General features: G+C 72.4%; 18 protein-coding genes. 12 read left to right on the forward strand and 6 right to left on the reverse strand.

Features of this window, described 5'->3' with window-relative positions; translation table 11 throughout:
- The first annotated feature begins 11 nt into the window (after window positions 1–11).
- The 7 genes from LMU33_RS18115 to LMU33_RS18145 all read left to right on the forward strand — a co-directional run bounded on the left by LMU33_RS18115 (window position 12) and on the right by LMU33_RS18145 (window position 11,657).
- Window positions 12–1,433 carry a DHA2 family efflux MFS transporter permease subunit gene (locus LMU33_RS18115; RefSeq protein WP_228621426.1) on the forward strand — a complete coding sequence of 474 codons (1,422 nt, stop codon included), beginning with the start codon at window positions 12–14 and terminating at the stop codon, window positions 1,431–1,433.
- Window positions 1,434–2,706: 1,273 nt separating this feature from the next.
- On the forward strand, window positions 2,707–4,074 hold the full coding sequence (locus LMU33_RS18120; protein WP_228621427.1) for an alpha/beta hydrolase family protein: 1,368 nt from the start codon (window positions 2,707–2,709) through the stop codon (window positions 4,072–4,074).
- Between the two features lie 248 nt (window positions 4,075–4,322).
- The gene (locus tag LMU33_RS18125) at window positions 4,323–6,575 is read left to right on the forward strand and encodes a HAMP domain-containing protein (RefSeq protein ID WP_228621428.1); all 2,253 of its coding nucleotides are present in this window, start codon (window positions 4,323–4,325) and stop codon (window positions 6,573–6,575) included.
- Window positions 6,576–6,590: 15 nt separating this feature from the next.
- Complete coding sequence (pgsB, locus tag LMU33_RS18130; RefSeq protein ID WP_228621429.1) at window positions 6,591–8,054, forward strand: poly-gamma-glutamate synthase PgsB; 1,464 nt, start codon at window positions 6,591–6,593, stop codon at window positions 8,052–8,054.
- A complete protein-coding gene (locus LMU33_RS18135; RefSeq protein WP_228621430.1) occupies window positions 8,051–8,533 on the forward strand; it encodes a poly-gamma-glutamate biosynthesis protein PgsC/CapC in 483 nt (160 codons plus the stop codon). The genes pgsB and LMU33_RS18135 overlap by 4 nt, the downstream gene beginning before the upstream one ends.
- A 43-nt stretch (window positions 8,534–8,576) precedes the next feature.
- Window positions 8,577–9,668 carry an NlpC/P60 family protein gene (locus tag LMU33_RS18140; protein WP_228621431.1) on the forward strand — a complete coding sequence of 364 codons (1,092 nt, stop codon included), beginning with the start codon at window positions 8,577–8,579 and terminating at the stop codon, window positions 9,666–9,668.
- Window positions 9,669–9,752: 84 nt separating this feature from the next.
- Window positions 9,753–11,657: an ArnT family glycosyltransferase gene (locus tag LMU33_RS18145; RefSeq protein ID WP_228621432.1), complete on the forward strand. Its 1,905-nt coding sequence runs from the start codon at window positions 9,753–9,755 to the stop codon at window positions 11,655–11,657.
- Window positions 11,658–11,697: 40 nt separating this feature from the next.
- On the opposite strand, the gene LMU33_RS18150 is transcribed toward LMU33_RS18145, so the two are convergent.
- From LMU33_RS18150 to LMU33_RS18165, 4 genes are read right to left on the reverse strand one after another with little or no spacing between them, the layout of a single operon-like run.
- Window positions 11,698–12,363: a response regulator gene (locus LMU33_RS18150; protein ID WP_228621433.1), complete on the reverse strand. Its 666-nt coding sequence runs from the start codon at window positions 12,361–12,363 to the stop codon at window positions 11,698–11,700.
- The gene (locus LMU33_RS18155) at window positions 12,360–13,643 is read right to left on the reverse strand and encodes a sensor histidine kinase (RefSeq protein ID WP_228621434.1); all 1,284 of its coding nucleotides are present in this window, start codon (window positions 13,641–13,643) and stop codon (window positions 12,360–12,362) included. The genes LMU33_RS18150 and LMU33_RS18155 overlap by 4 nt, the downstream gene beginning before the upstream one ends.
- A 45-nt stretch (window positions 13,644–13,688) precedes the next feature.
- Window positions 13,689–14,540 carry an ABC transporter permease gene (locus tag LMU33_RS18160; RefSeq protein WP_228621435.1) on the reverse strand — a complete coding sequence of 284 codons (852 nt, stop codon included), beginning with the start codon at window positions 14,538–14,540 and terminating at the stop codon, window positions 13,689–13,691.
- Window positions 14,537–15,472 carry an ABC transporter ATP-binding protein gene (locus tag LMU33_RS18165; protein WP_228621436.1) on the reverse strand — a complete coding sequence of 312 codons (936 nt, stop codon included), beginning with the start codon at window positions 15,470–15,472 and terminating at the stop codon, window positions 14,537–14,539. The genes LMU33_RS18160 and LMU33_RS18165 overlap by 4 nt, the downstream gene beginning before the upstream one ends.
- 309 nt (window positions 15,473–15,781) lie before the next feature.
- Here LMU33_RS18165 and LMU33_RS18170 point away from each other — a divergent pair, with 309 nt between their 5' ends.
- The 5 genes from LMU33_RS18170 (at window position 15,782) to LMU33_RS18190 (ending at window position 19,069) form a co-directional block, all read left to right on the forward strand.
- A complete protein-coding gene (locus tag LMU33_RS18170; protein ID WP_228621437.1) occupies window positions 15,782–16,120 on the forward strand; it encodes a helix-turn-helix domain-containing protein in 339 nt (112 codons plus the stop codon).
- Between the two features lie 228 nt (window positions 16,121–16,348).
- Window positions 16,349–16,552, forward strand: a complete 204-nt coding sequence (locus LMU33_RS18175; RefSeq protein WP_007383480.1) for a cold-shock protein — start codon at window positions 16,349–16,351, stop codon at window positions 16,550–16,552.
- 178 nt (window positions 16,553–16,730) lie between these two features.
- On the forward strand, window positions 16,731–18,251 hold the full coding sequence (locus LMU33_RS18180; protein WP_228621438.1) for a DEAD/DEAH box helicase: 1,521 nt from the start codon (window positions 16,731–16,733) through the stop codon (window positions 18,249–18,251).
- 90 nt (window positions 18,252–18,341) lie between these two features.
- The gene (locus LMU33_RS18185; protein ID WP_372477994.1) at window positions 18,342–18,758 is read left to right on the forward strand and encodes a CBS domain-containing protein; all 417 of its coding nucleotides are present in this window, start codon (window positions 18,342–18,344) and stop codon (window positions 18,756–18,758) included.
- Window positions 18,759–18,781: 23 nt separating this feature from the next.
- Window positions 18,782–19,069: an SCO5918 family protein gene (locus LMU33_RS18190; protein ID WP_228621439.1), complete on the forward strand. Its 288-nt coding sequence runs from the start codon at window positions 18,782–18,784 to the stop codon at window positions 19,067–19,069.
- Between the two features lie 294 nt (window positions 19,070–19,363).
- Here LMU33_RS18190 and LMU33_RS18195 read toward each other — a convergent pair whose 3' ends face one another.
- The gene (locus LMU33_RS18195; protein WP_228621440.1) at window positions 19,364–21,322 is read right to left on the reverse strand and encodes a sensor histidine kinase; all 1,959 of its coding nucleotides are present in this window, start codon (window positions 21,320–21,322) and stop codon (window positions 19,364–19,366) included.
- Between the two features lie 249 nt (window positions 21,323–21,571).
- Complete coding sequence (locus LMU33_RS18200) at window positions 21,572–21,790, reverse strand: hypothetical protein (RefSeq protein WP_228621441.1); 219 nt, start codon at window positions 21,788–21,790, stop codon at window positions 21,572–21,574.
- Between the last annotated feature and the right edge of the window lie 139 nt (window positions 21,791–21,929).

Here is a 21,929-nt window from a genome sequence, read left to right on the forward strand (position 1 = left end):
CGGGAGCCCACGTGCCCGATCCCGTACCGGGGCGGCGCGGCCCCGTCCTGGCCGTCTGCTGCCTGAGCGTGCTGCTGGTCAGTCTCGACGTCACCATCCTCAACGTCGCGCTCCCCTCGATGCAGCGGTCCCTGCACTCGTCCGTCCCAGGTCTGCAGTGGACGCTCGACGCGTACACCATCGTCCTGGCCTCGCTGCTGACCCTGGCCGGTGCCACCGCCGACCGCGTCGGACGGCGGCGCGTCTTCCAGCTCGGTCTCGTGCTGTTCACCGGTGGGTCGGCCCTGTGCAGCCTGGCGCCCACGACTGACTGGCTGGTCGTCTTCCGCATGGTGCAGGCGGTGGGCGGCAGCATGCTCACCCCCGTCGCCATGGCCATCCTCGCCAACACCTTCACCGCACCACGGGAGCGGGCACGGGCCATCGGCGTCTGGGGCGCGGTGGTCGGCCTGAGCATGGCGGCCGGGCCGGTTCTCGGCGGGGTACTGGTGGAGTCGGCCGGATGGCGGTCGATGTTCTGGCTGAACGTGCCGCTCGGGCTGGCCGCGCTGGCGCTCGCCGCACTGTTCGTCCCGGAGTCCCGCGCGCCGACGGTCCGACGCACCGACCCCGTGGGCCAGTTGCTGGTGATCATCCTGCTCGGCACGCTGACGTACGCCGTCATCGAGGCGCCCGGCGAGGGCTGGACCGCGCCGCCGATCGTGGCCTGCCTGATCGTGGCGGCGGGCACGCTGGCCGCCTTCGTACCGTACGAGAACCGGCGCGCCGAACCGCTGATCGATCCGCGGCTCTTCCGCAGCGCACCTTTCAGCGGGGCCACCGCGACAGCGGTCCTCGCCTTCGGCGCGCTCGGCGGCTTCCTGTTCGCCAACACCCTCTATCTGCAACGGGTGGTGGGGCTGAGCGCCCTGGGCGCCGGGCTGCACCTGCTGCCGATGGCGGTACCGTCCCTGGTGTGCCCGCCGCTGTCCGGGCGGATCGTCGGCAGCCGCGGTCCGCGGATTCCGCTGCTGCTCGCGGGGGCCGGCATCGCCGCCAGCGGTGTACTGGCCGTCGCCGTGACCCGCTCCGCCCACCCCTCGGAATTCCTGCTGTACGTCACGTACGCACTGTTCGGTCTCGGCTTCGGCTTCGTCAACGCCCCGATCACCTACACGGCGGTGTCCGGCATGCCGCGCGCCCAGGCCGGGGTCGCCGCCGCGGTCGCGGCGACGAGCCGTCAGGTCGGCTCCTCGCTCGGCATCGCGGTGATCGGCGCCGCGGTCGCCTCCGGTGCGCGGCCTGCGGCCTGGTGGATCATCACCGGGTGCGGGGCGGCCATCCTGGCGCTGGGCGCCGTCACCACCGGCCGCTGGGCCACCGCCACCGCCGAACGCGTCGCCGTCCGGCTCGAGCCCAGCCCGCCGAACGCCACGGCGGACGCCCCGGGGTGACGGCCGTCGGATCCTGGTCCGCAGGCGGTCGAGGCCCGCGGATCACGGGGGCCCGCCACATGCAGCTCGACCCGCCCGCCGCCTAACACGAGGAGCGCCGGCGAGGGGGTGCTGGAGGCCGGCGGGCTGTGGATCACCGACGTCCCTCCGAGGAGGAGGCGCTGAGCTGGGCGGAACGGATGCCGCTCCGCGATTCGGGCCGGGTGGAGGTCCGCCGCTGCGCCGGCCCGCCGCGAAGACCGTGAAACGGCGTCGGCCGTCTTCTACTCGTCGTCGTCCCGCTCGTCCCGGTCATGCCGCTCACCCCGCGCACTCGAGGACGGCCTGGCGATGATGACTTGCCCGGGCCTGCCGTTTCTCCCCCGCAGGCCGGGACGCCCCCTCCTGCCGGGATGACCGGGACGCCCGTGGTGCCCCGGTCTGCCTGTCGGGCCGGTGGGGCCGGGCGGACCGGAGGGACCTGAGGGGCCGGGCGAGCCGAGCGGGTCGTGCCTGATGCCGTTCCCCTGGAGGTCGATGCGCCGTGCCTGGAGCTCGTCGAGCCGCTGTTGATGGCCGACGATCGCGGCTGACTGCGCGATGAGCAGGACAGTCAGCACTGCGCCGAGCACAAGGCGGCGCCGCGGGCCACGCAATGCCTCGTTCACGCTGTTCACATCGCTCCTCGTGCTGTGTGACACCCAAAGTGCGAGTCGGGTACTGCAGTTCGCCGGGGGCGCCGTCCGCAGCCGACCGAGCGTCTAGCTCGACGCCGGCGGGCAGACAGCGTCCTTCCCGTCCGTCCCGTCCTTCCCGGAACGGCCCTCAGTCCCGTTCTGACCGTCCTGACCGTCCGTCCCGTCCTTGCCCGGCGGGCCGATGGGACCGGGAGGTCCCGGGGGGCCGGGGGGGCCGGACGGACCGGTCTGGACGCTCTCTTGGAGGCCGACCGGCTGCGTCTGCAGATCGTCGATCCACATCTGCTGGGCGATGAGCACGGCTGACTGCACGACGAGCGCGACGGTCAGCACTGCGCCGAGCACAAGGGGGCGCCGCGGACTACGCAGCGCTTCGAGAACGCTTCTCACATCCATCATCACCCTATGTTGCGCTATACTCACCCTATGTGACGACGAGAGTGTAAATGAGGAAGGCTTCGCGGCGGTGGACCTCCACGCCGAGTGTGTCCGCTCCGGTGGCATCCGGGGGAGCGTGGGTCCGTCGGCCGCTGCGGCGGTACGGTGTGCGGCAGTCGATCGCCCGTTCTGCGATCGCAGACCAACAAGGGGGTCCCATGAAACACCGCCGCCCGCGCCACCGTCGCAGAGGGATAGCCAGAGCGGTCGGTACGGCGGGTGCGCTGGCCGTCGCCCTGGGTGCGGGGATGACGCCGGCGATGGCCGCCGGGAAGACGTCCGACAAGCCCGCGGCCACCGGGTACTCGCCCGACCAGCCCGAACAGACCGACCAGCCCGGCCAGAACGTGCCCTGGGCGCCCGAGAACGACGACGCGCCGCTGCACCACAAGGCCGTACACCCCGAGGCCCTCTCGTCCGGCCGCACGGGCGCGTCCGCCCTCCAGCTCAACATGCCCGCGCCGACCGGGCCGTACAGCGTGGGCATGGTCGGCCTGCACCTCGTCGACAAGTCCCGTACGGATCCGTACGTGTTCGGCGACACTCCTCGCGAGTTGATGGTGTCGCTCTTCTATCCGGCCACCGCCACGTCCGGGCACTACCAGGCGCCGTGGATGCCGTCGCTCTCCGGCGCCCACTTCCTCGCCACGCGCGGGCTGTCGCCGCAGCAGGTGACCCTGCCGAGGACCGCGGGCCATGTCCTCGCCCCGGTGAACACCAAGCTCGGCAAGCTGCCCGTCCTGCTGTACTCGACCGGGCTGCACTCGGACCGCGCGATGGGCACCGCCCACGCCCAGGATCTCGCCAGCCGCGGCTACCTCGTCGTCATGGTCGACCACACCCACGACGCCAACGAGGTGCAGTTCCCCGGCAACCGGGTCGAGGTCAACACGATGCCGGCGGGCGCCCACTCCTCCGACACGCTCAAGGTGCGCGCTGCCGACATCCGGTTCGTCATCAACCAGCTCGGCACGATCAGCAAGGGCGGCAACCCGGACCCCGGCCACCCGACGCTCCCCACCGGGCTGTCGGGCGCCGTGGACATGTCCCGGATCGGGATGTTCGGCTGGTCGCTGGGCGGCGGGGCGGTCGACACCGCCATGCAGCTCGACCACCGCATCGCCGCCGGTGCCGACCTGGACGGCCAGTTCTTCGGGACGGCGCCGAGCAAGGACCTGGACCGCCCCTTCATGCTGTTCAGCTCCGGCACCCACAACCGCAACAACGACGGGTCGTGGCGCACGCTGTGGTCGCATCTGAAGGGTTACCGGGTCGACGTCCAGCTCCACGGCGCCGCACACCTGTCGTTCAGCGACAACGAGTGGATGGTGCCGCAGGAGGCGGGCCTGCTCGGGCTCTCCCAGGCTCAGCTCCAGCAGCAGTTCGGCACGATCGATCCCGGCAGAGCGGTCAAGGTCCAGTGCGACTACCTCGCGGCCTTCTTCGACCAGGAGCTGCGCCACCAGCACAGCAGCCTGCTCGACGGACCCAACCAGAAGTACCCGGAGATCTCCTTCGTCCGCTGACCGGGGATGCGCAAGGCGGGCCCCGCGAGCCTGTGTGCGGGGCCCCCAACGCACACGTATGTCACACCTACGTCACAGGGGTGAAAGTGTGATGGTTATGTGATCGTACGCAGCTAGGGTGTTCGTCTGATCGAACATTCGGGCGCTCGGCGCCAATTGAGGAAGGACCCGCTGCCCTGCCCTCCGCACCCCGGGCGCCGCGCCGGCACCGCATCCGACGCCGCGCCGATATGCCGATGCTTGGCGGGGTGCGCCCGCCGATAGCCGCGCTCGTCGTACTCCTGCTGGTGGTCGCCGCCCTGACCGTGATCGGCCTCGACGGCGTACACGCCGAGCGGGTGCCGCAGGCCGTGCTGAACGGCGAGCAGCAGATCGCCGCGGACACCGCGCAGTCGGTGCGCACCACGATCGACGTCGAGGCGGGCACCGTACGCCGTACGGCGGGCGCGTACCCGGCGACGAGCACCTCGACCCCCACGACCGCGCTCAAGGCGCTGACCTCGGCCAGGAAGGCGGTCCTCGGCAGCGCGCTGCTCGACCCGCACACCGGCAAACTGCTGGCGGCCGGCGGCAGACCGGTGCCGCTGGGCGGGGTGGACGTCCCCAGGACGGCCTCCGGGCACGGGACGATCCCGCCCCGGCTGGTGACCTCGGGCGGCACGCGGCAACTGCTGTACTTCGCCAGGGTCACGCTGCCAGCACAGCAGGAGGACGCCAACCAGGACCAGTTCCAGGCCCCGAGCCGGCCCGAGCGGCAGTGGCTGCTGGTGGTCTGCGAGGCCCTCCCCGCCCTCACGACGTACGGCGACGGACGCACCGCCGAAGTGCTGGACGCCGGCGGCACGGCGCTCGCCACCACGGCCCACGGCGCGGCGTCGCCGGCCGCCGCCGACAGCGGTCTGCCCGCGTCGGCGGCCCGCGCGGCGAAGGGGGCGGGTCGTGACACCGACGCCTCGGGAAGCCTGCTGGGTGCCGCCACGGGCAACCGGCGCACGGTGGCCGGCTGGGCCCAGGTCGCCTCGGCGACCGGTTCGGGCGACACCGACGACCTCGGTCTGGTGGTGTTCACCTCCCGCGCGGTGCCCGCCACGACCACCGCCGCCGACTACTCGGGCTTCGCGCTCGAGGCCGCGGGGGCGCTGGCCGCGCTCGCGCTGCTGCTCGGGCTGGTGCTGCACTTCTTCGTACAGCAGCCCCTGCTGCGGCTGTACCTGTCCGCCGGCCGCCTGGCCCGGGGCGCGACCGAGGACGGGCCGGGCGCGCTGGAGGAGCTGTTCCGGCCGGTTCCGGTGCACGGCTTCGGGGAACTGGCACGGATCGGGCGGGCCCTTGAGTCGCTGCGCCGGCAACTGCTCGGCGAGAGCGGCCCGCAGGAGTTCCCGGCACGGCGCGGACCGGGCTACCGGGCGCTGGCCGTGGTCGGCGTGTTGGTGCTGGCCTGCTGGGCGGTGCCGATGATCTTCATGCTCAACCGGGCGGACACCGCGACCGCGGTTCCGGTCCCGGTCCTCGCCGACCAGCAGGCGCGCACCCAGATCGCGGCGAACCGGATCCGGCAGTCCCTCGACCAGTCGTACACCGACCTGAGCGACGTGGCGGCGGGTCTGCCGGGCCGGAGCCGCGCCGCCCAGACCGAGGTTCTGCGGCACACCCTCGCCGACCACAAGCAGTACCGCTCGCTGTATCTCCTGGACCGCTCGGGCGGCATCACGCTGAGGGTGGGCGACACACCGCTGCGCACCCTCGTCCACGTGCCCGACGGCGGCGGGATCACCACCGTCAACACCTCGGGCAGGATCCCGGCGATCGCCGCCTACGCCCAGGTCCGGGCCGTCAGGGGCAAGGCCCCGGCGGCCGGGGTGGTCCTGTTCGGCGAGATCGACGTCAAGGCGCTCAACTCCGTTCTGGCCAGGCCGAAGCTGGGCAGCGTCTGGGTGACGGACGACGACACCAGGGTGCTGGCGGCGAGCGTGGGCTACCGCGCCTTCCAGTCGCTGCCCGACTCCGGCATGACCCGTCTCGCCCGCGCCACCCAGGGCGCCGCGGGTACGGCCGGCACCGCGACCTCGGCGGTGCTCCGCACGTCCTCCGGCCCGTCGGTCGACGCGGCCGCGCCGCTGGCGCAGAGCGGCCCGACGGCCCGCCTCGGCTGGCACGTGGTGACCGCGGAGCCCGCGGCGGCGCTCCAGATCCCCGCGGTGCAGGCCGAGCAGCGCACCATGCTCGCCGGGATCCTGGGCCTCAGCCTGGGCGCGGCCTGCCTGGGCTGGCTGCATGTCGTGGTGATCCGGCCGCTGCGCGCCGTCGCCGTGCTCGTCGAGCGGCTCGCCGGCGGAGACCGCCGCACCGTGCTGCACCCGGTCAACCACGACGAGATCGGCTCCGTCACCCGTGGCCTGGAGCTGATACGCCAGGCCCTGGCGGACCGCGACCGGGCGGCCAGATCCGGGCACGCCGCCAGGGCCTCCGGGTCCCTGCGCGAGAACACCCTCCAGCGGTAGAAGGACGGAATCGGCATGCTCTTCCTCTATGTCATAGTCCTGCTGTCCTGTGCCGCGCTGTGGATCGCCGGAATCCTGGAGCAGCAGCGGCACTTCGCCTCGCTGGAGCAGATACCGACGCGGGTGCTGGTCAACGGCATCCGCGGCAAGAGTTCGATCACCCGGCTGTGCGCGGGCGCGCTGCGCGGCGGCGGCCTGGTCACGGTGGCCAAGACCACCGGCACCGCGGCCCGGTTCATCCACCCGGATGCCACCGAGGAGCCGGTGTACCGCAAGTTCGGGCTGTCCAACATCGTCGAGCAGATCGGCATCGTGCGGCGGGCGGCCACCTACCGGCCGGACGCGCTGGTGATCGAGTGCATGGCGGTGATGCCCGCGCTGCAGGAGATCAACCAGGAGAAGCTGATCCGGTCCACGATCGGCGTGCTGTGCAACGTCCGCGAGGACCACCTGGAGGAGATGGGGCCGACGCTGGACGACGTCGCCCGCTCCCTGTCCCGCTCGATGCCGGTGGGCGGGGTGTGCGTGACGGCGGAGAAGGACCGCTTCCACATCCTCCAGGAGGAGGCCGACGCCCGTAACTGCAAGCTCGTCTACGCCGATCCGGAGACGGTCACCGACGAGGAGCTGCGCGGCTTCAGCTGGTTCACCTTCAAGGAGAACGTGGCGATCGCGCTCACCGTCGCCGAACTGCTCGGCGTGGACCGGCAGACCGCGATGCAGGGCATGTGGGACGCGCCGCCCGACCCGGGCGTGCTGTCGGTGGAGCGTTACGTCACCCCCGAGGGCAAGCGGCTGCGGTTCGCCAACGTCTTCGCGGCCAACGACCCCGAGTCGACGCTGATGAACGTCAAGCAGCTGGAGGACCTGGGCGCGATCAGACGGCCGCTCAGCGTCGTCATCAACTGCCGCCCGGACCGGGTGGAGCGCAACGGCCAGATGGGCGCGATCGTCCCCGACCTCGCCGCCGAGACGGTGTTCCTGATCGGCCACCCGACCAAGAGCGCCCGCGACGCGATCCCGGCCGACTTCACCGGGCGGGTGGTGGACCTCGGCGGCGACCGCCGGGACCCCGAGGAGCTGACCGCGGCGATGCTCGCGGAACTCGGCCCGGCCTCCTCGCTGGTGGCGATCGGCAACATCCACGGCCAGGGCGAGCTGTTCCTGGAATGCCTCGCCGAACTGCCGCTGGACGACTCCGAGGACCCGCTCGACGCCGTACCCGACGGCGACGGCCTGGACCAGGAGACCATGCAGATCGCCGTGCCCCGGCCGCGGATCGCGGTGGCCCGGCCGCCCGAGCCGGAGCCGTACAGCTGGGTGGCACCGCTGGAGACACCGGCGTACGGCTTCCACATCCCGGAACAGCGCGAACTCGCCCGCCGGTTCGCCGCCCGCCAGGGCCGGCCCGACGGCGAGCGCGCCGCGGACGTCCCGCACCCCTCCTACGACCCGCACCAGCCCACGAGGAACCCGTGATCCCCGCCAACCTCACCGCACAGACCGCCGCGCTCGGGATCGCCCTCGGGCTGGTCTTCTCGCTCGTCTGCTACCTGACCACCAACCTCTCCCCCGGAGGGATGATCACCCCCGGCTGGATCGCCCTCACGCTCGTCACCGACGTGCAGATGGCCGCCCTGATGGTCGGCGTCGCGGCGCTCACGTACTTCGCGACGAAGCTGGTGCAGCGCACGGTGATTCTCTACGGCAAGCGGCTGTTCGCCGCGGTCGTGCTGTGCGCGGTGCTGATGCAGACCACCGTGATGCTCGCCCTCAGCCACGAGTTTCCGCTGCTGTACACGTCACAGACCCTTGGCTTCATCGTCCCCGGCCTGGTCTCCTACCAGATGGTCCGCCAGCCGATGGCGGCCACACTGATCTCGACCACGGCGGTGACGCTGGCCACGTACGTGGTGCTGGTCTCCGGTCTGCTGATCGGCGTCCTGCCCACCGGCTGACCTGACCACCGCCCCTCACCTCGCACTTCCAGGAGGACCGGCCATGCACTCCCAACCCGTCGGCACAGGCAGCCGCCCGACTCGCCGGGCCGTGCTCGGGACGATCGCGGGCGTGGCGGCCGCCGGAGTGGCGGGCGGGTACGCCTGGGACCACCTCGGGCACGACCGCGGCGGCGGCGACGACCTCGGCGGTACGGCCGCCGACGGCACGGGCACCGGCCCGAGCGCCCGGCCCACCGGACCCCACACCTTCGAGCGGCTGTCCGCCCCCGACCGCACCGTGGTCCGCGCCGCCGACGGCGGCACGCTCGCCACCTTCACCGACGGAGCCCGTACGGCCGTACTCACCGGGCCCAGCCGCACCTTCAGCGAGCCGCGGACCACCGAGGCCAAGGTGACCACCGACGCCTGGGTGCGGGTGCTGCCGCACGAGTGGCGGCAGGGCATGGAGAAGTCCGCCTGGTTCAAGGGCTGGTTCCGCAAGGCGCTCGGCGACAGCAGCCCGGACGTCTTCGCGGTGGCGTTCGAGTACTCGAGCGCCGGGGCGCCCGACAAGCACAACGCGTCCGGCGTGCGCTACGCGGGCACCGCCCACTTCGGCCCGCGCAACTCCAAGGTCAACAACCCGCTGGACTTCGCCTACCACGACGAACAGTCGGACTTCTACGACTATCTGGGCATTGACTGGACCTTCCCGGACGGCACGCGCGTGCAGCCGGACAAGGCCCGCTACGGCGACGTCGACTGCTCCGGCTTCCAGCGTCTGGTGTGGGGCTACCGCATGGGCATCCCCCTGCACAACACCAACACCCGGGGCACCGGCCTGCCGCGCCGCGCCTTCGCCATCGCCGCCTACGGCCCCGGCCGCCTGGTGATCCCCGACACCGGCGAGCAGCCCACCGACCTGGGCGCCCTGCAACCCGGCGACCTGGTCTTCTTCGCCATCATCAAGGACCGGCCCGACTTCATCGACCACTGCGGCATGTACATGGGCCTCGACGACCAGGGCCGGCACCGCTTCTACTCCAGCCGCTCCGCCGCCAACGGCCCCACGCTGGGCGACCTGTCGGGCCGCTCGCTGCTGGACGGCACCGACTTCTACGCCCGCGGCTTCCGGGCGGCCCGCCGCCTGTGACCCCGCGCCCGTGACCCCCGCCCGGTGATCCCACCGCCTGTGCACCACCGCCTCACCTGACCTGCTGATCCGAGGACCACTGCCATGACCGCCATCCCCGCCGCCCAGCCCACCGGCGCGCACCGAGGCCGCCGGGCGGCGAACCGCCGCTCCGGCCCGCCGGAAGACGCCCCGCGCTGGGAGCGCCCGGCGCTCGCCGCGGTGCTGGTCCTCGCCACGGTGCTGTACTCCTGGGGCATCGGGCACGCCGCGCTCCACCCCTACTACGGTGCGGCGATACGGTCGATGGCCGACAGCTGGCGGGCCTTCTTCTTCGGCGGGCTCGACGCGAGCGGTTCCATCAGCATCGACAAGCTGCCCGGCGCCTTCTGGCCCGACGCCGTCTCCGTCTGGCTCTTCGGCCCGCACACCTGGGCGGCCGCGCTTCCGCAGGTCGTCGAGGGCGTGCTCACCGTATGGCTGCTGCACCGGATCGTCCGGGCCTGGGCCGGGCCGTTCGCCGCGCTGGTCGCCGCGCTGACGCTCACTCTCACCCCGGTCACCGTGGCCCTCGACCGGGCCACCATCCCCGACACCGCGCTCACCCTGCTGCTGGTGGCGGCCGCCGGGGCGCTGCAGAAGGCGGTGCGCACCGAGCGGCTGCTGCCGCTGATCACCTGCGGGATCTGGGTGGGGCTCGCCTTCCAGGCGAAGATGCTGCAGGCGTGGCTGGTGCTGCCGGTCTTCGCCGCGGTCTACCAACTCGCCGCGCCCGGAACCCGGTTGAACCGGGCACTGCGCGTCCTGCTGGCCGGTGCGGTCGCCCTGGCGGTCTCCTGCTCCTGGGTGCTGATCGCCTGGGTGACACCGGCCGCGAGCCGCCCGTACCTCGACGGCACGTCCGACAACGATCCGTTCACCCTGGTCTTCGGCTACAACGGCCTGAGCCGCTTCAGCAGCGACTCCACCGCGTTCGGCGCCGTCGCGGGCACCGCCGCGAGCCGCACCACCGGCAACACCGGCTGGGACATGCTGATCAACCACACGGTCGGCCCGCAGATCGCCTGGTTCCTGCCGCTCGCCGTGCTCGCCGCGGTCCTGGGCGTCGTCTGGCGCACCGGACAACCGCGAACCGACCCGCTGCGCACGGGATTCGTGCTCTGGGGCGGCTGGCTGGCCGTGCATGCCGTGGTGTTCAGCGCCTCCAACGGCAACCACGCCTACTACACGGCCGTCATCGCCCCGGCACTCGCCGCGCTGGCCGGCGGCGGGCTCGCGCTGTTCCGGTCGGAGTACGACTCGCAGTCCGAGCCGGGCGCCCGGCGGCGCACGGCCCTGCCGGCGGCGATCGTGCTGACGGCGGCGTGGGCGCTGGTGCTCGACTGGCCGACCCGATTCGTCTCCTGGCTGCTGCCGGTCGCCGTGATGCTCGCACTGTGCAGCGCGGTGGGCCTGTGGACCCGCGGGCCGCGCACCTCCCCGCGGCTGGTCCACGGCGCACTCGCCGCCGGCATCGCGGCCACCCTGGTCGTACCGGCCGGCTGGGCCTTCGCCGGCCTCGACCCGCTCTACGCGGGCGCCGCCACCTCGCCGATGACCGGTCCGGTCGGCAAGGCGTACCACCCCCGCCACGCCCCGCGGAGGGTAGGGCTCGACCAGCCCGGCGCCCGCGACACCGCCCTGCTCGGCTACCTCACCACGCACCGTCACGGCGAGAAGTACCTGCTCGCCACCCAGGCCGCCTACACCGCCGAGCCCCTGCTGCGCGCGAAGTCCGAGCCGATCCTCGTCATGGGCGGCTTCACCGGCAGCACGCCCTTCCCCACCGCCCAGCAGCTCGGCAGCCTCGTCACCGCCCACCAGGTGCGCTACGCGCTGCTCACCACCGCACGCCCCACCACCCCCGCCACCACCTGGGTGAAGTCCCACTGCACCCGTATCCGGCCCTCGGCCTACGGCCGCCGCACCGGCGGCAGTTTCACCCTGTACGACTGCAGCCCCCAGAGGTGAGCCGGGCGCGCAGGTGCCTGCCCGTGGCCGAAGGCGCCGGTCAGTCCGGGTGGGGCCGGGCCAGGCCGTGGTCGTAGGCGAAGATCACCGCCTGGATGCGGTCACGGGCGCCGATCTTGGACAGCACGCGGCCGACGTGCGTCTTCACCGTGGACTCCGACAGGACGAAACGCGTGGCGATCTCGCCGTTGGTCCAGCCCTTGCCGATCGCGACGAGGATCTCGCGTTCGCGGTCGGTGAGGGCACCCAGGCGCGGGTCCTCGGCGGAGCCGCCGCCGGGTGGCACGAGACGGGCGAACTCGTGCAGCAGGCGCCGGGTGAGCGCGGGCGCGATCACCGCGTCGCCGACGGCCACCGCGCGGATGCCGGCGAGGAGTTCCTCGGGGCGGGCGTCCTTGAGGAGGAAGCCGCTGGCTCCGGCACGCAGGGCCGCGTGGACGTACTCGTCGAGGTCGAAGGTGGTCAGGACGAGGACGCGGGAACGGTCGCCGGCGGCGACGATACGGCGCGTGGCCTCGATGCCGTCCATGCCGGGCATGCGTACGTCCATGAGGACCACGTCCGGGCGGAGTTCGGCGGCCCTGCGCACCGCCTCGGCCCCGTGTGCCGCCTCCCCGACCACCTCCGTCTCGGGTACGGAGTCCAGAAGCATGCGAAAGCCGTACCGCTGGAGCGGCTGGTCGTCCACGACGAGCACGGTGGTCACCGGGCACCGCCCTGGGGAGCGAGGTCGAGGGCGGCGCGCACCGTCCATCCCGCGCCCGCGGGACCCGCGCTGACGTGTCCGCCGTAGAGCGCTGCTCGTTCGCGCATGCCCACCAGGCCGTGTCCTTCCTCGTCCGCCGTACCGGGACGCTCGGCCGGTGCGGTGGGGCCGGAGTCCTGGACGGTGATGGTCAGCCGTGCGTCCTCCACGACGATCGCCAGGTTCGCACGGGCGCCCGCGCCGGCGTGTTTGAGGGTGTTCGTCAGGGCCTCCTGCACGATGCGGTAGACCGTGAGCTGCACCCCGCTGTCGAGGGCGTCGACGTCACCGGCGGTCCGGTAGACGACCTCCAGGCCGGCGGCGCGCACCCCCTCGCACAGCGCGTCGATGTCCGTGAGACCTGGCTGCGGGCTCAGTTCGGGCTCGCCCCGCGGCCCGTCCGCCTCACGCAGCACGCCGAGCACGCGGCGCAGTTCACCCAGGGCCTGGCGACCGGTGTCGCCGATCAGGTGCAGGGCCTCCTTGCCCCGCTCCGGGGCGGCGGCGGTGGCGTAGGCACCCGCGTCGGCGAGGGTGATGATGACGGACAGGTTGTGGCCGACGATGTCGTGCATCTCGCGGGCCACCCGCGCCCGTTCGGCCGCGACGGCGAGCCTGCCGCGCTGGTCGCGTTCGATCTCCAGCCGGGCCGCGCGTTCCCGCAGCCCGGCCAGCTGAGCCCGCCGGATGCGGATCATCAGGCCGAGCGCGAGGGCCGCGGTCGCCGTGCTGAGCAGGAAGAAGAGCGCGTCCCAGACCGGCACCGCGGCCGAGACCCGCGCCGCGACCAGGCCCAGCGCCCCCGCCACGACCGCACAGGCCCACGACAGCTGCCGTAGCCTCCCGTGCAGGGCCAGGCTGTACAGGGCGACGAAGAGGGCGACGTCCGCACGGAGTACGGCGCCGAGGGACCACTGGACGACGAACACGGCCGTGACGGCGCCGAAGGCCGCCGCGGGCGCCCGCCGCCGCCACAGCAGCGGCAGCACCAGCCCGGCCTGCAGGGCCAGCATGCCGGGCGTGGGCAGCTGGGTGAACGCGAGGCGGAAGCGGCGCGGGCCGTCGCCGTCCCCGTGGACTCCGTGCAGCAGGTCCGGCAGGCAGAACATCAGGAAGACCAGCACCACCACCGCGGTGTCCAGCACCCACGGACGGTCCCGGTCGGCGTGCCGGAGCCGCTGGCCGGCCCGGCCGAGCCGGGCGACCAGCGGCCCCATCCCGCCGAGATCATCGGTGGTCACGGAATTCACCCGTCCATGATGCGGGTGCCGTCACCCGGCCGTCGCTCAGACGTCGCTGCGCAGCAGCCGGTACGCCGCCCCCGCCAGCGCCAGCGCCGTCCAGCCGAGGAAGACCAGGAGTCCGGCGGAGGGCGACAGGGTGGTGGAGTCATGGGTCAGCGCGAAGATCGACTCGCCCGCGTGGCTGGGCAGGTACGGGTCGATGTCGCCCTGCCAGGAGGTGGGCAGCAAGGAGACCAGTCCGGGCACCAGCATGAGGGCGGCGACCAGGACCGAGATGCCGCCGGCCACGGAGCGCAGCAGCGCCCCGAGGGCGGCGCCGATCACGCCGACCAGGCCGAGGTAGAGCCCCGCGCCCAGCAGGCTGCGTACGACGCCGGCGTGACCGAGGCCCATGGCGGCGGGCGTGCCGGACACGATCCGGCTGCCGACGAGGAAGGCGACGAACGCGCCGGCGGTCGCGACCACCAGGGCCACCAGTCCGTACACCGCCGCCTTGGACCACAGCACGGGCAGCCGGCGCGGTACGGCCGCGAGGGTCGAGCGGATCATGCCGGTGGAGTACTCGCCCGCCGTGACCAGCACGCCGAGCACGCCGAGGGCGAGCTGGGCGAAGTTCGTGCCGAACAGCGACAGACCGACCGCCGTCGCGGTGGCGAAGTCGCGGTCCATGTGCCGGCCGGAGTCGAGGTTGGACTTGTAGTGGCTCGCCGCGATGACGCCGAAGGCCACGAGGAACAGCAGGCCCAGGCCGAGGGTGATCCAGGTGGACCGCAGGGACCAGAGCTTGGCCCACTCCGAGGCCAGCACGCGCCGTCCGGTCACCCGGTAGACGGGGCGGGCCGGAGCCCGAGTGGCGGCTTCGGGGGTCTCTGGTGTCGCCGTGAGGGTGCTCATGCCGCGCTCCCGGAGGTCTCGGTGCCGGTGGAGCCGTGGTACTCCACGGCGTCCCTGGTCAGTTCCATGAATGCCTCCTCCAGCGACACCGCCTTCGTGGTCAGCTCGAACAGCGGGATCCCGTGCTCGGCCGCCTTCAGCCCGATCTCACGGGCGCTCATCCCGGTGACCTGCAGTTCCTCCGTGCCGATGCGGCCGGTGATCTCCACGCCGGGCCCGGCCAGCACGTCCCGCAGCCGTGCCGGATCCTGCGTGGCGACCTTCACGGTGTCGCCGCCCGCCTCGCGGACCAGGTCCCGTACGGTCGTGTCGGCCAGCAGCCGGCCCCGCCCTACGATGATCAGGTGGTCCGCCACCAGCGCCACCTCGCTCATCAGGTGCGAGGAGACGAACACCGTCCGTCCCTCGTCGGCGAGCGAGGTCAGCAGGTTGCGGATCCAGAGCACGCCCTCGGGGTCCAGTCCGTTCACGGGCTCGTCCAGCATCACCGTCTGCGGATCGCCCAGCAGCGCGGCCGCGATGCCGAGCCGCTGTCCCATGCCGAGGGAGAAGGCACCGGCCCGCTTCTTCGCGACGCTGCCGAGACCGGCGAGTTCGACGACCTCGTCGACCCGGCGGCGCGGAATCCCGTGGGTCAGTGCGAGCGCACGGAGGTGGTGGTAGGCCGAGCGGCCCGGGTGGATCGACTTCGCCTCCAGGAGCGCCCCGACCTCCTGCAGCGGCGCCTGGTGACGGGCGTAGCGGTGACCGTTCACCGTGACGGAGCCGCTCGTCGGCGCGTCGAGCCCGACGATCATGCGCATGGTCGTGGACTTGCCCGCCCCGTTGGGGCCGAGGAAGCCGGTCACCGTACCCGGCTTCACGGTGAAGTCCAGACCGTCGACGGCCGTCTTCTCCCCGTACCTCTTGGTGAGCTGCTGTGCCTCGATCATTCGCGTTCTCTCCCTCGGACTCCGGCACCCGGCACGGCCGGCGCCTCCTCCGCCACGCTAGGTCGGCGACCTCCCGGATCCGGTGGTACCGGGGGCCGAACACTGCCGGGCGGGTGGTACCGGGGTACTACGGCTCCGGCGGACTCGCCGGCCGGCGCCGCCCGCGTACGCGGAAGTCTGCAATGGCGAGGCCACATGTCCGGCCCCGGCGGAGTTAGGGTTGCTGCACGAGGCAGATGGCGCTGGGTCTTCGGAGCGCGGGTGCCACGCACGCCTGGGTTCCCCGCCGCGCTTCGAAACGAAGGTGCCATGCCCGCCGAGAACGCCCCTGTCGCCGGCAACCTCGACGACGACGACTACCCCGCCTACACCATGGGACGGGCCGCGGACGTTCTCGACACCACCCCCGCCTTCCTCCGTGCCGTCGGCGAGACCGGGCTGATCACTCCCCTGCGTTCGGAAGGCGGCCACCGCCGGTACTCCCGCCGCCAGTTGCGCACCGCCGCCCGCGCCCGTGAACTGGTCGACCAGGGCACCCCCATCGAGGCCGCGTGCCGCATCGTCTCCCTGGAGGACCAGCTAGACGACGCCCTCCGGCTGAACCGGGAGATGCGCCGGAAGCTGGACCAGCACGACGCGGATAGCTAGTCCCGCCGGTACAGAATTATGGACTGCGGTGGGGCGAGAATTACCGGACGCCCCACAAAATGCATGGGCCCTGCCACCCACCTGTGTTAGCGTGATAGCAGTTGCAGTTTTGGTTGCCAGAGAATTTTTCTTTGCAGAGCTTTCCGGATCTTTCCGGAGGGGTGATCATCGCGGCGACTCGACTCCGCAAAGTGCGGGGTCGGCACTGCCCCCCAAGGGAGATTCAATATGGCATCTGGCACCGTGAAGTGGTTCAACGCGGAAAAGGGCTTCGGCTTCATCGAGCAGGACGGCGGCGGCGCTGACGTGTTCGCCCACTACTCGAACATCGCCACTAGCGGCTTCCGCGAGCTTCAGGAAGGCCAGAAGGTGACCTTCGACGTCACGCAGGGCCAGAAGGGCCCGCAGGCGGAGAACATCGTTCCCGCCTGACGCTGACGCGAACCGTCGCGAGCCACCGGCTCGCGCATGATGTGGCTGAGGCCCGCGCTCTAGGGGTGCGGGCCCCAGCTTTTGTCTTTTTTTCTTCGGCTCATTCTTGTGATTCCTCGTGCGGCCGCCCGCCGCCGACGGGAATTCCTCGATACGCCGCATCGAGGAAGGTTCCCCCATGAACCGAACCCGTCGTACCAGCGGCAATTCCAGGCGCTACCGCACAGACAAGACCTCCGCCCGTTCGTCGGGATCCGCCCGCGACAGCCGCTTCCGTGGTCAGCAGACGCGCCGGCAGGAGTTCGCCCTGCCGGTCACCCTGACCGAGCCGCTGCCCGCGGTCGAGACCTTCGCCGCACTGGACATCCCCGACCGGCTGCAGTCCGCGCTGCGTGCCGAGGGCGTGACCGTGCCCTTCCCGATCCAGGCGGCCACGCTGCCGAACGCACTGGCGGGCCGGGACGTCCTGGGCCGGGGCCGTACGGGCTCGGGCAAGACGCTCGCCTTCGGTCTGCCGGTACTGGCCCGCCTGGACGGACAGCGGGCCCAGCCCCGGCAGCCGCTGGCCCTCGTACTCGTGCCCACCCGGGAACTGGCCCAGCAGGTCACCGACGCGCTCACCCCCTACGCCCGCGCCCTGCGACTGCGGCTCACCACCGTGGTGGGCGGCCTGTCGATCGGCCGTCAGACGAGTGCCCTGCGCGCCGGGGCCGAAGTCGTCGTCGCCACGCCCGGCCGGCTCAAGGACCTCATCGAGCGGGGAGCCTGCCGGCTGGACCAGGTCGCCGTCACCGTCCTGGACGAGGCCGACCAGATGGCCGACATGGGCTTCATGCCGCAGGTGACCGCGCTGCTCGACCAGGTCCCCGCCGACGGCCAGCGCCTGCTGTTCTCGGCCACCCTGGACCGCAACATCGACCTCCTGGTGCGCCGCTACCTCCACGACCCCGTGGTGCACTCGGTCGACCCGTCCGCGGGAGCCGTCACCACCATGGAGCACCATCTGCTGCACGTGCACGACGCCGACAAGCACACCGCCGCGACCGAGATCGCCGCCCGCGACGGACGCGTGCTCATGTTCCTGGACACCAAGCACGCGGCGGACCGGCTCGCCAAGCACCTGCTGTCCGTCGGGGTGCGTGCCTCGGCCCTGCACGGCGGAAAGTCCCAGGCACAGCGCAACCGGACGCTCGCCCAGTTCAAGGACGGCCACGTCACGGTCCTGGTGGCCACCAACGTCGCCGCCCGCGGAATCCATGTCGAGGGCCTCGACCTCGTCGTGAACGTCGACCCTCCCGGCGACCACAAGGACTACCTGCACCGCGGCGGCCGTACCGCCCGCGCCGGCGAGTCCGGCACCGTCGTCACCCTCGTCCTGCCGCACCAGCGGCGCACCGTGGACCGACTGATGACCGACGCCGGAATCACTCCGCAAGCCGTCCGGATCCGTCCCGGCGAGGCCGAACTGCACCGCATCACCGGCGCCCGGACCCCCTCCGGCGTGCCCGTCACCGTCACCCCACCGGCCGACGTACGACCCGAGGGCGAGGGACGACGCGAGGGCGAGGGATCCGTCGGCCGGAGCCGCAGAGCCCGGGCCGCCGGCCGCGGCAGGAGTGATCGGGCCGCCGCCCGCAGCGGGGGTGGTGACCGGGCCGCCGCCCGAGCCCGTCGCCTCGCCTCGAGGAAGAACTCGTAGCGCCGAGCACGGGGGTGCGCTCCCGGTGGCCGGTGGGAGCCGTGGCCCGGCCCGCACGGCCCGCTCAGGCCCGACGAAGAGGAGAAGCCCTTGACGCCGACTCCGCCCAGGCCCCGACAGGCCGACGGCACCGACGACTCCCACGGCACCGGTCTGACCGCTCGTGACGCCATGCACGCTCCGGGGCCCCAGGTGGACGACCACATGGCCGTGGACGTGGCGTTGTCCGTCCTCATAGGTGCCCGCGTCCCGCACCTGCTCCTGCGCGACGAGGACGGACGGTGCGCGGGACTGGTCACGCGGGCCCAGCTCGCCGCACACCGCGGCCGCACGTGGTACAGCGACCGGACGCGACTGCGGGACATCCCGCTCGACCGCGGACCGTTCACCTCGTCCATGGCCGCGCTCGGCGAGGCGGAAGCCGCCATACGGGACCGGGCCCTGGCGGTGTCCCCCGTGATCGACCAGCACGGCTACGCCCTCGGCATCCTCGCTCTCACGCCCTGACCGTCGTCCCTGTGGAGGCATCCATGCGCTGTGTCATCGCCAGATTCCCCTTCGACCTGATCAAGAGTGAGGTCGAGCAGTCCATGAGCGGGATCGCGCCCGAACCCGTCACCGGCGTGGCCGTGACCATCGAGGGCCGCGTCTACCCCGTGATGCAGGTCGGTGAAGTGATCACCCGGCAGGACCGCCGCGACTTCACCACCACCGAGATGCGGCGGGCACTGACCCGGCTCGGCTTCACCTGCCACGAAGCGCGCCCGGCCGCGCCGGTCTGGGACGCGCGAGCCGACGAGCGTGCGCTCGATTCGTGACCTTTCCCGTACCTCCGGTACGACGGCGGATCACGCACTGTTTGCGGGTTGGAAGGCCGAGGATGTGGCACCCGGTCAGGGAGCGGGCACGCGACCCGCGTCCCGCACGGGCCGGCGGTTCGGAAAAGAGCCGCGAGCCGCACGAGACCGGTACGGCCCGCTCCGCCCGGTTGTCGCCGAAGAGCGCGGCGGCAACCGGTGCGTCCGACCCTGCAGGTCCGACACGGACCGGCGGGGGTCAGACCTGCTCGTTGGGGCGGACGAGCAGTTTGGCGTGGGATGCCTCACCGGCCTTCACGTGGCCGCCGCGGTCGTCGAGGCGTCCGGCTGCTGGACCAGGGCGGTGGGCAGGGCGACGTACGCCGTGACGCCCGAGCCCTGCGTGGGACGCAGCTCGACATGGGCTCCTAGGCGGACGGCGAGCGCGCCGACGACGTGGTGGCCGAGGAACCGGGTGGGCGCGGCGAGCAGGGAGCCGGCCCTGCCGGACAGCAGGGCGTTGGCCTGGGACATGCGCTCTTGCGTCATCCCGATTCCCCGGTCGACCACGGCGAGGCAGTACTCGCCGCCGTCCCGCCAGCCGTACACCGCGACGGGCTGCTGGGGCGGGCTGAACATGAGCGCGTTCTCCACCAACTCGGCCAGCAGGTGGGAGAGTTCGGCGACACAGTGACCCCGGACGCGGCACTGCTCGACGTCGGTCACGGCGACCCGCTGGTACTGCTCCACCTCGGCGACGGCCGACTGCACCACCTCGGTGACGGTGACCGTGCCGGGCCACCGGCGGGCCGGGGGCTCCTCGCCGGCGAGGACGAGCAGGGACTCGGCGTTGCGGCGCATGCGCGTCGCCAGGTGATCGAGCTCGAAGAGTTCGGCGAGGGCGTCCGGGTCGAGTTCCTGGCTCTCCAGCGTGGTGATCAGCCCGAGCTGCCGGCTCAGGAGCGCCTGGTTGCGGCGGCCGAGACTGGCCAGCGACTCGGTGCTGGTGCGGCGCAGGGCGGCCTGCTCGGCGGCGAGGCCCACGGCGGTGCGCTCGACATTGCGCAGAGCGGCGACCAGCCGGGTGATCTCCCGTGCGGTGCCGGGGACTTCGGCCGCCTCGGGATGCGCGGGCACCGGGGTGTCGGGGTCGGCCTCCTGGATGTGCCTGACCACGTCCGGCAGCCTGGTGCCCGCGACCGCGTCCGCCTCGTCGGCCAGGGCGCCCAGGGGGCGGGTGATGGAGCGGGCCGAGAACACCGCGAGCGCGCAGGCCACGGCGAGGATCAGCGCGCCCAGCGCCAGGAATCCGGCGAGTTCCCTGGTGGCCGCGTCGCCGACCTGGTCCGCTCGTGCCCGTACGTCGTCACCGACCTGTTTCTGCACGCCGTGCAGAGCGTCGACGAGCGTCGTCATGTCGGCCCACCAGCGGGTGGGGGCGACGCCGAGGCGCGAGCCGTCGGCACCCGCCTCGGCCCTGGCCTCGTACCCGGTGACGCGGCGGGCGGCAGCCGTTGCGAAGGCGTGGTCGAGGGACGACTTCTCGGCCCCGTCGGCGAGTTGGCGGTACTGGCCGAGCGCGGCGACCCGCGTGGCGCGGACGTCGGTGAAGTCGAGGTACTCGCCGGCCCGGAACCGCCCGGCCGCGAACACTCCGTTCAGGGAGCCGCGTTCGAGGGCCACGGCCTCCGTGGCCCGCGCCAGGGACTGCAGCGCCTGCACACCTCGCTCGATGCGGCGGTCGCCGTCGGGCGCGCCGGCCCCTTCGGCGTCGATCAGCGCGGTGACGGCCCCGGTGTAGAAGCGGAGGGTGGCGGTGCGGTCGGCCGTGCCGGTGTCGACGGCGGTACGGGTCGCGGTGAGGCCGACGAGCGGGAGCTGGGCCCGGCGTAAGGCGGAGGCGGCGGCCCCGGGCAGCTCGCCGCTCTGCTCTGCGAGCGCCGCCGTCAGGGACGTACGCGCGTCGTCGGTGCGCGCCCGCTGCCCGCGCACCTCGTCCCGGTACTGCTCGGCGCCGCTCAACAGGCCGTTGGTGAGGCCACGTTCGCGCTGGAGCTCACGGACGAGGTCCTGCTCCCGCAGCAGGAGGCCGACCCGGGACTCCGTGGCCCGCGCGGCGGACCAGTCGTGGGCGCGGCCGGCGACGCCCAGCCCGGTGAGGGCGAGGAGCAGACAGGTGGGTACGGCGAGGACGATCGCCATACGGCCGCGGATGGAGCCCCAGCCGGGCATGCGGACGAAGTGGTCGGGTCGGCGGATTCGGTTCCCCCTCATGCACGGCGAGGCTAGAGGCGGTCCGGCAGGCGCCTCGTTTCCCGTGCGTAAGACATCGATTCACAGGTGCTCACCCGGCGCCCGCCCCTGCTGTGAGAGGGGTCATGGCATGGGATCAGCGGCGCCTTCGGGCGGGGGCCGGATGGTGCTGTCCACGGCCGGCACGGCTGCGCGCGAAGGCCCCGGGCCGGTCACGGTCCGGGGCCTTCGGCATCCACTACACACGTGAGGACAACACTGGGTGACCGGCTAGCACTCGGTGAACTGCGCGCCTGGATTGCCCTCGCCGTTCAGCAAGTTGCCGAGCACGCCGTTGCCGATGCCCACCTCACCCAGGATGTCGACGCACCCGCCGCGAGGCGCGACCGCGGCTTGGGCGGTGGCGGCGGTGGTGGCGGTGCCGGTGGCTATGAAGCTCACGCTAGCGACAACCGCGGCCGCGACAGCGGCCTTGGAGAGCTTGCGCATGTGTCCTCCTTGGGTCGAGTGGAGCGCATCGTCGAGAGATCCATTAAGCGCTCATTTCGGAGGCTAATCCGATATGCACCATGGCGCTCACCAGCAGCGCCATCCGGAGCCCCCCGGGCTCACCCGGTCGTGTCGCACG

It is taken from the genome of Streptomyces barringtoniae, from assembly GCF_020819595.1.
GTDB lineage: Bacteria > Actinomycetota > Actinomycetes > Streptomycetales > Streptomycetaceae > Streptomyces > Streptomyces barringtoniae.

Bases quoted from the DNA above. Each gene is read 5' to 3' on its own strand.
- LMU33_RS18145 (WP_228621432.1), top strand. From the start codon at position 9,753: ATGACCGCCATCCCCGCCGCCCAGCCCACCGGCGCGCACCGAGGCCGC.
- LMU33_RS18195 (WP_228621440.1), bottom strand. From the start codon at position 21,322: ATGAGGGGGAACCGAATCCGCCGACCCGACCACTTCGTCCGCATGCCC.
- LMU33_RS18170 (WP_228621437.1), top strand. From the start codon at position 15,782: ATGCCCGCCGAGAACGCCCCTGTCGCCGGCAACCTCGACGACGACGAC.
- LMU33_RS18165 (WP_228621436.1), bottom strand. From the start codon at position 15,472: ATGATCGAGGCACAGCAGCTCACCAAGAGGTACGGGGAGAAGACGGCC.
- LMU33_RS18120 (WP_228621427.1), top strand. From the start codon at position 2,707: ATGAAACACCGCCGCCCGCGCCACCGTCGCAGAGGGATAGCCAGAGCG.
- LMU33_RS18160 (WP_228621435.1), bottom strand. From the start codon at position 14,540: ATGAGCACCCTCACGGCGACACCAGAGACCCCCGAAGCCGCCACTCGG.
- LMU33_RS18200 (WP_228621441.1), bottom strand. From the start codon at position 21,790: ATGCGCAAGCTCTCCAAGGCCGCTGTCGCGGCCGCGGTTGTCGCTAGC.
- LMU33_RS18175 (WP_007383480.1), top strand. From the start codon at position 16,349: ATGGCATCTGGCACCGTGAAGTGGTTCAACGCGGAAAAGGGCTTCGGC.
- LMU33_RS18140 (WP_228621431.1), top strand. From the start codon at position 8,577: ATGCACTCCCAACCCGTCGGCACAGGCAGCCGCCCGACTCGCCGGGCC.
- LMU33_RS18190 (WP_228621439.1), top strand. From the start codon at position 18,782: ATGCGCTGTGTCATCGCCAGATTCCCCTTCGACCTGATCAAGAGTGAG.
- LMU33_RS18180 (WP_228621438.1), top strand. From the start codon at position 16,731: ATGAACCGAACCCGTCGTACCAGCGGCAATTCCAGGCGCTACCGCACA.
- pgsB (WP_228621429.1), top strand. From the start codon at position 6,591: ATGCTCTTCCTCTATGTCATAGTCCTGCTGTCCTGTGCCGCGCTGTGG.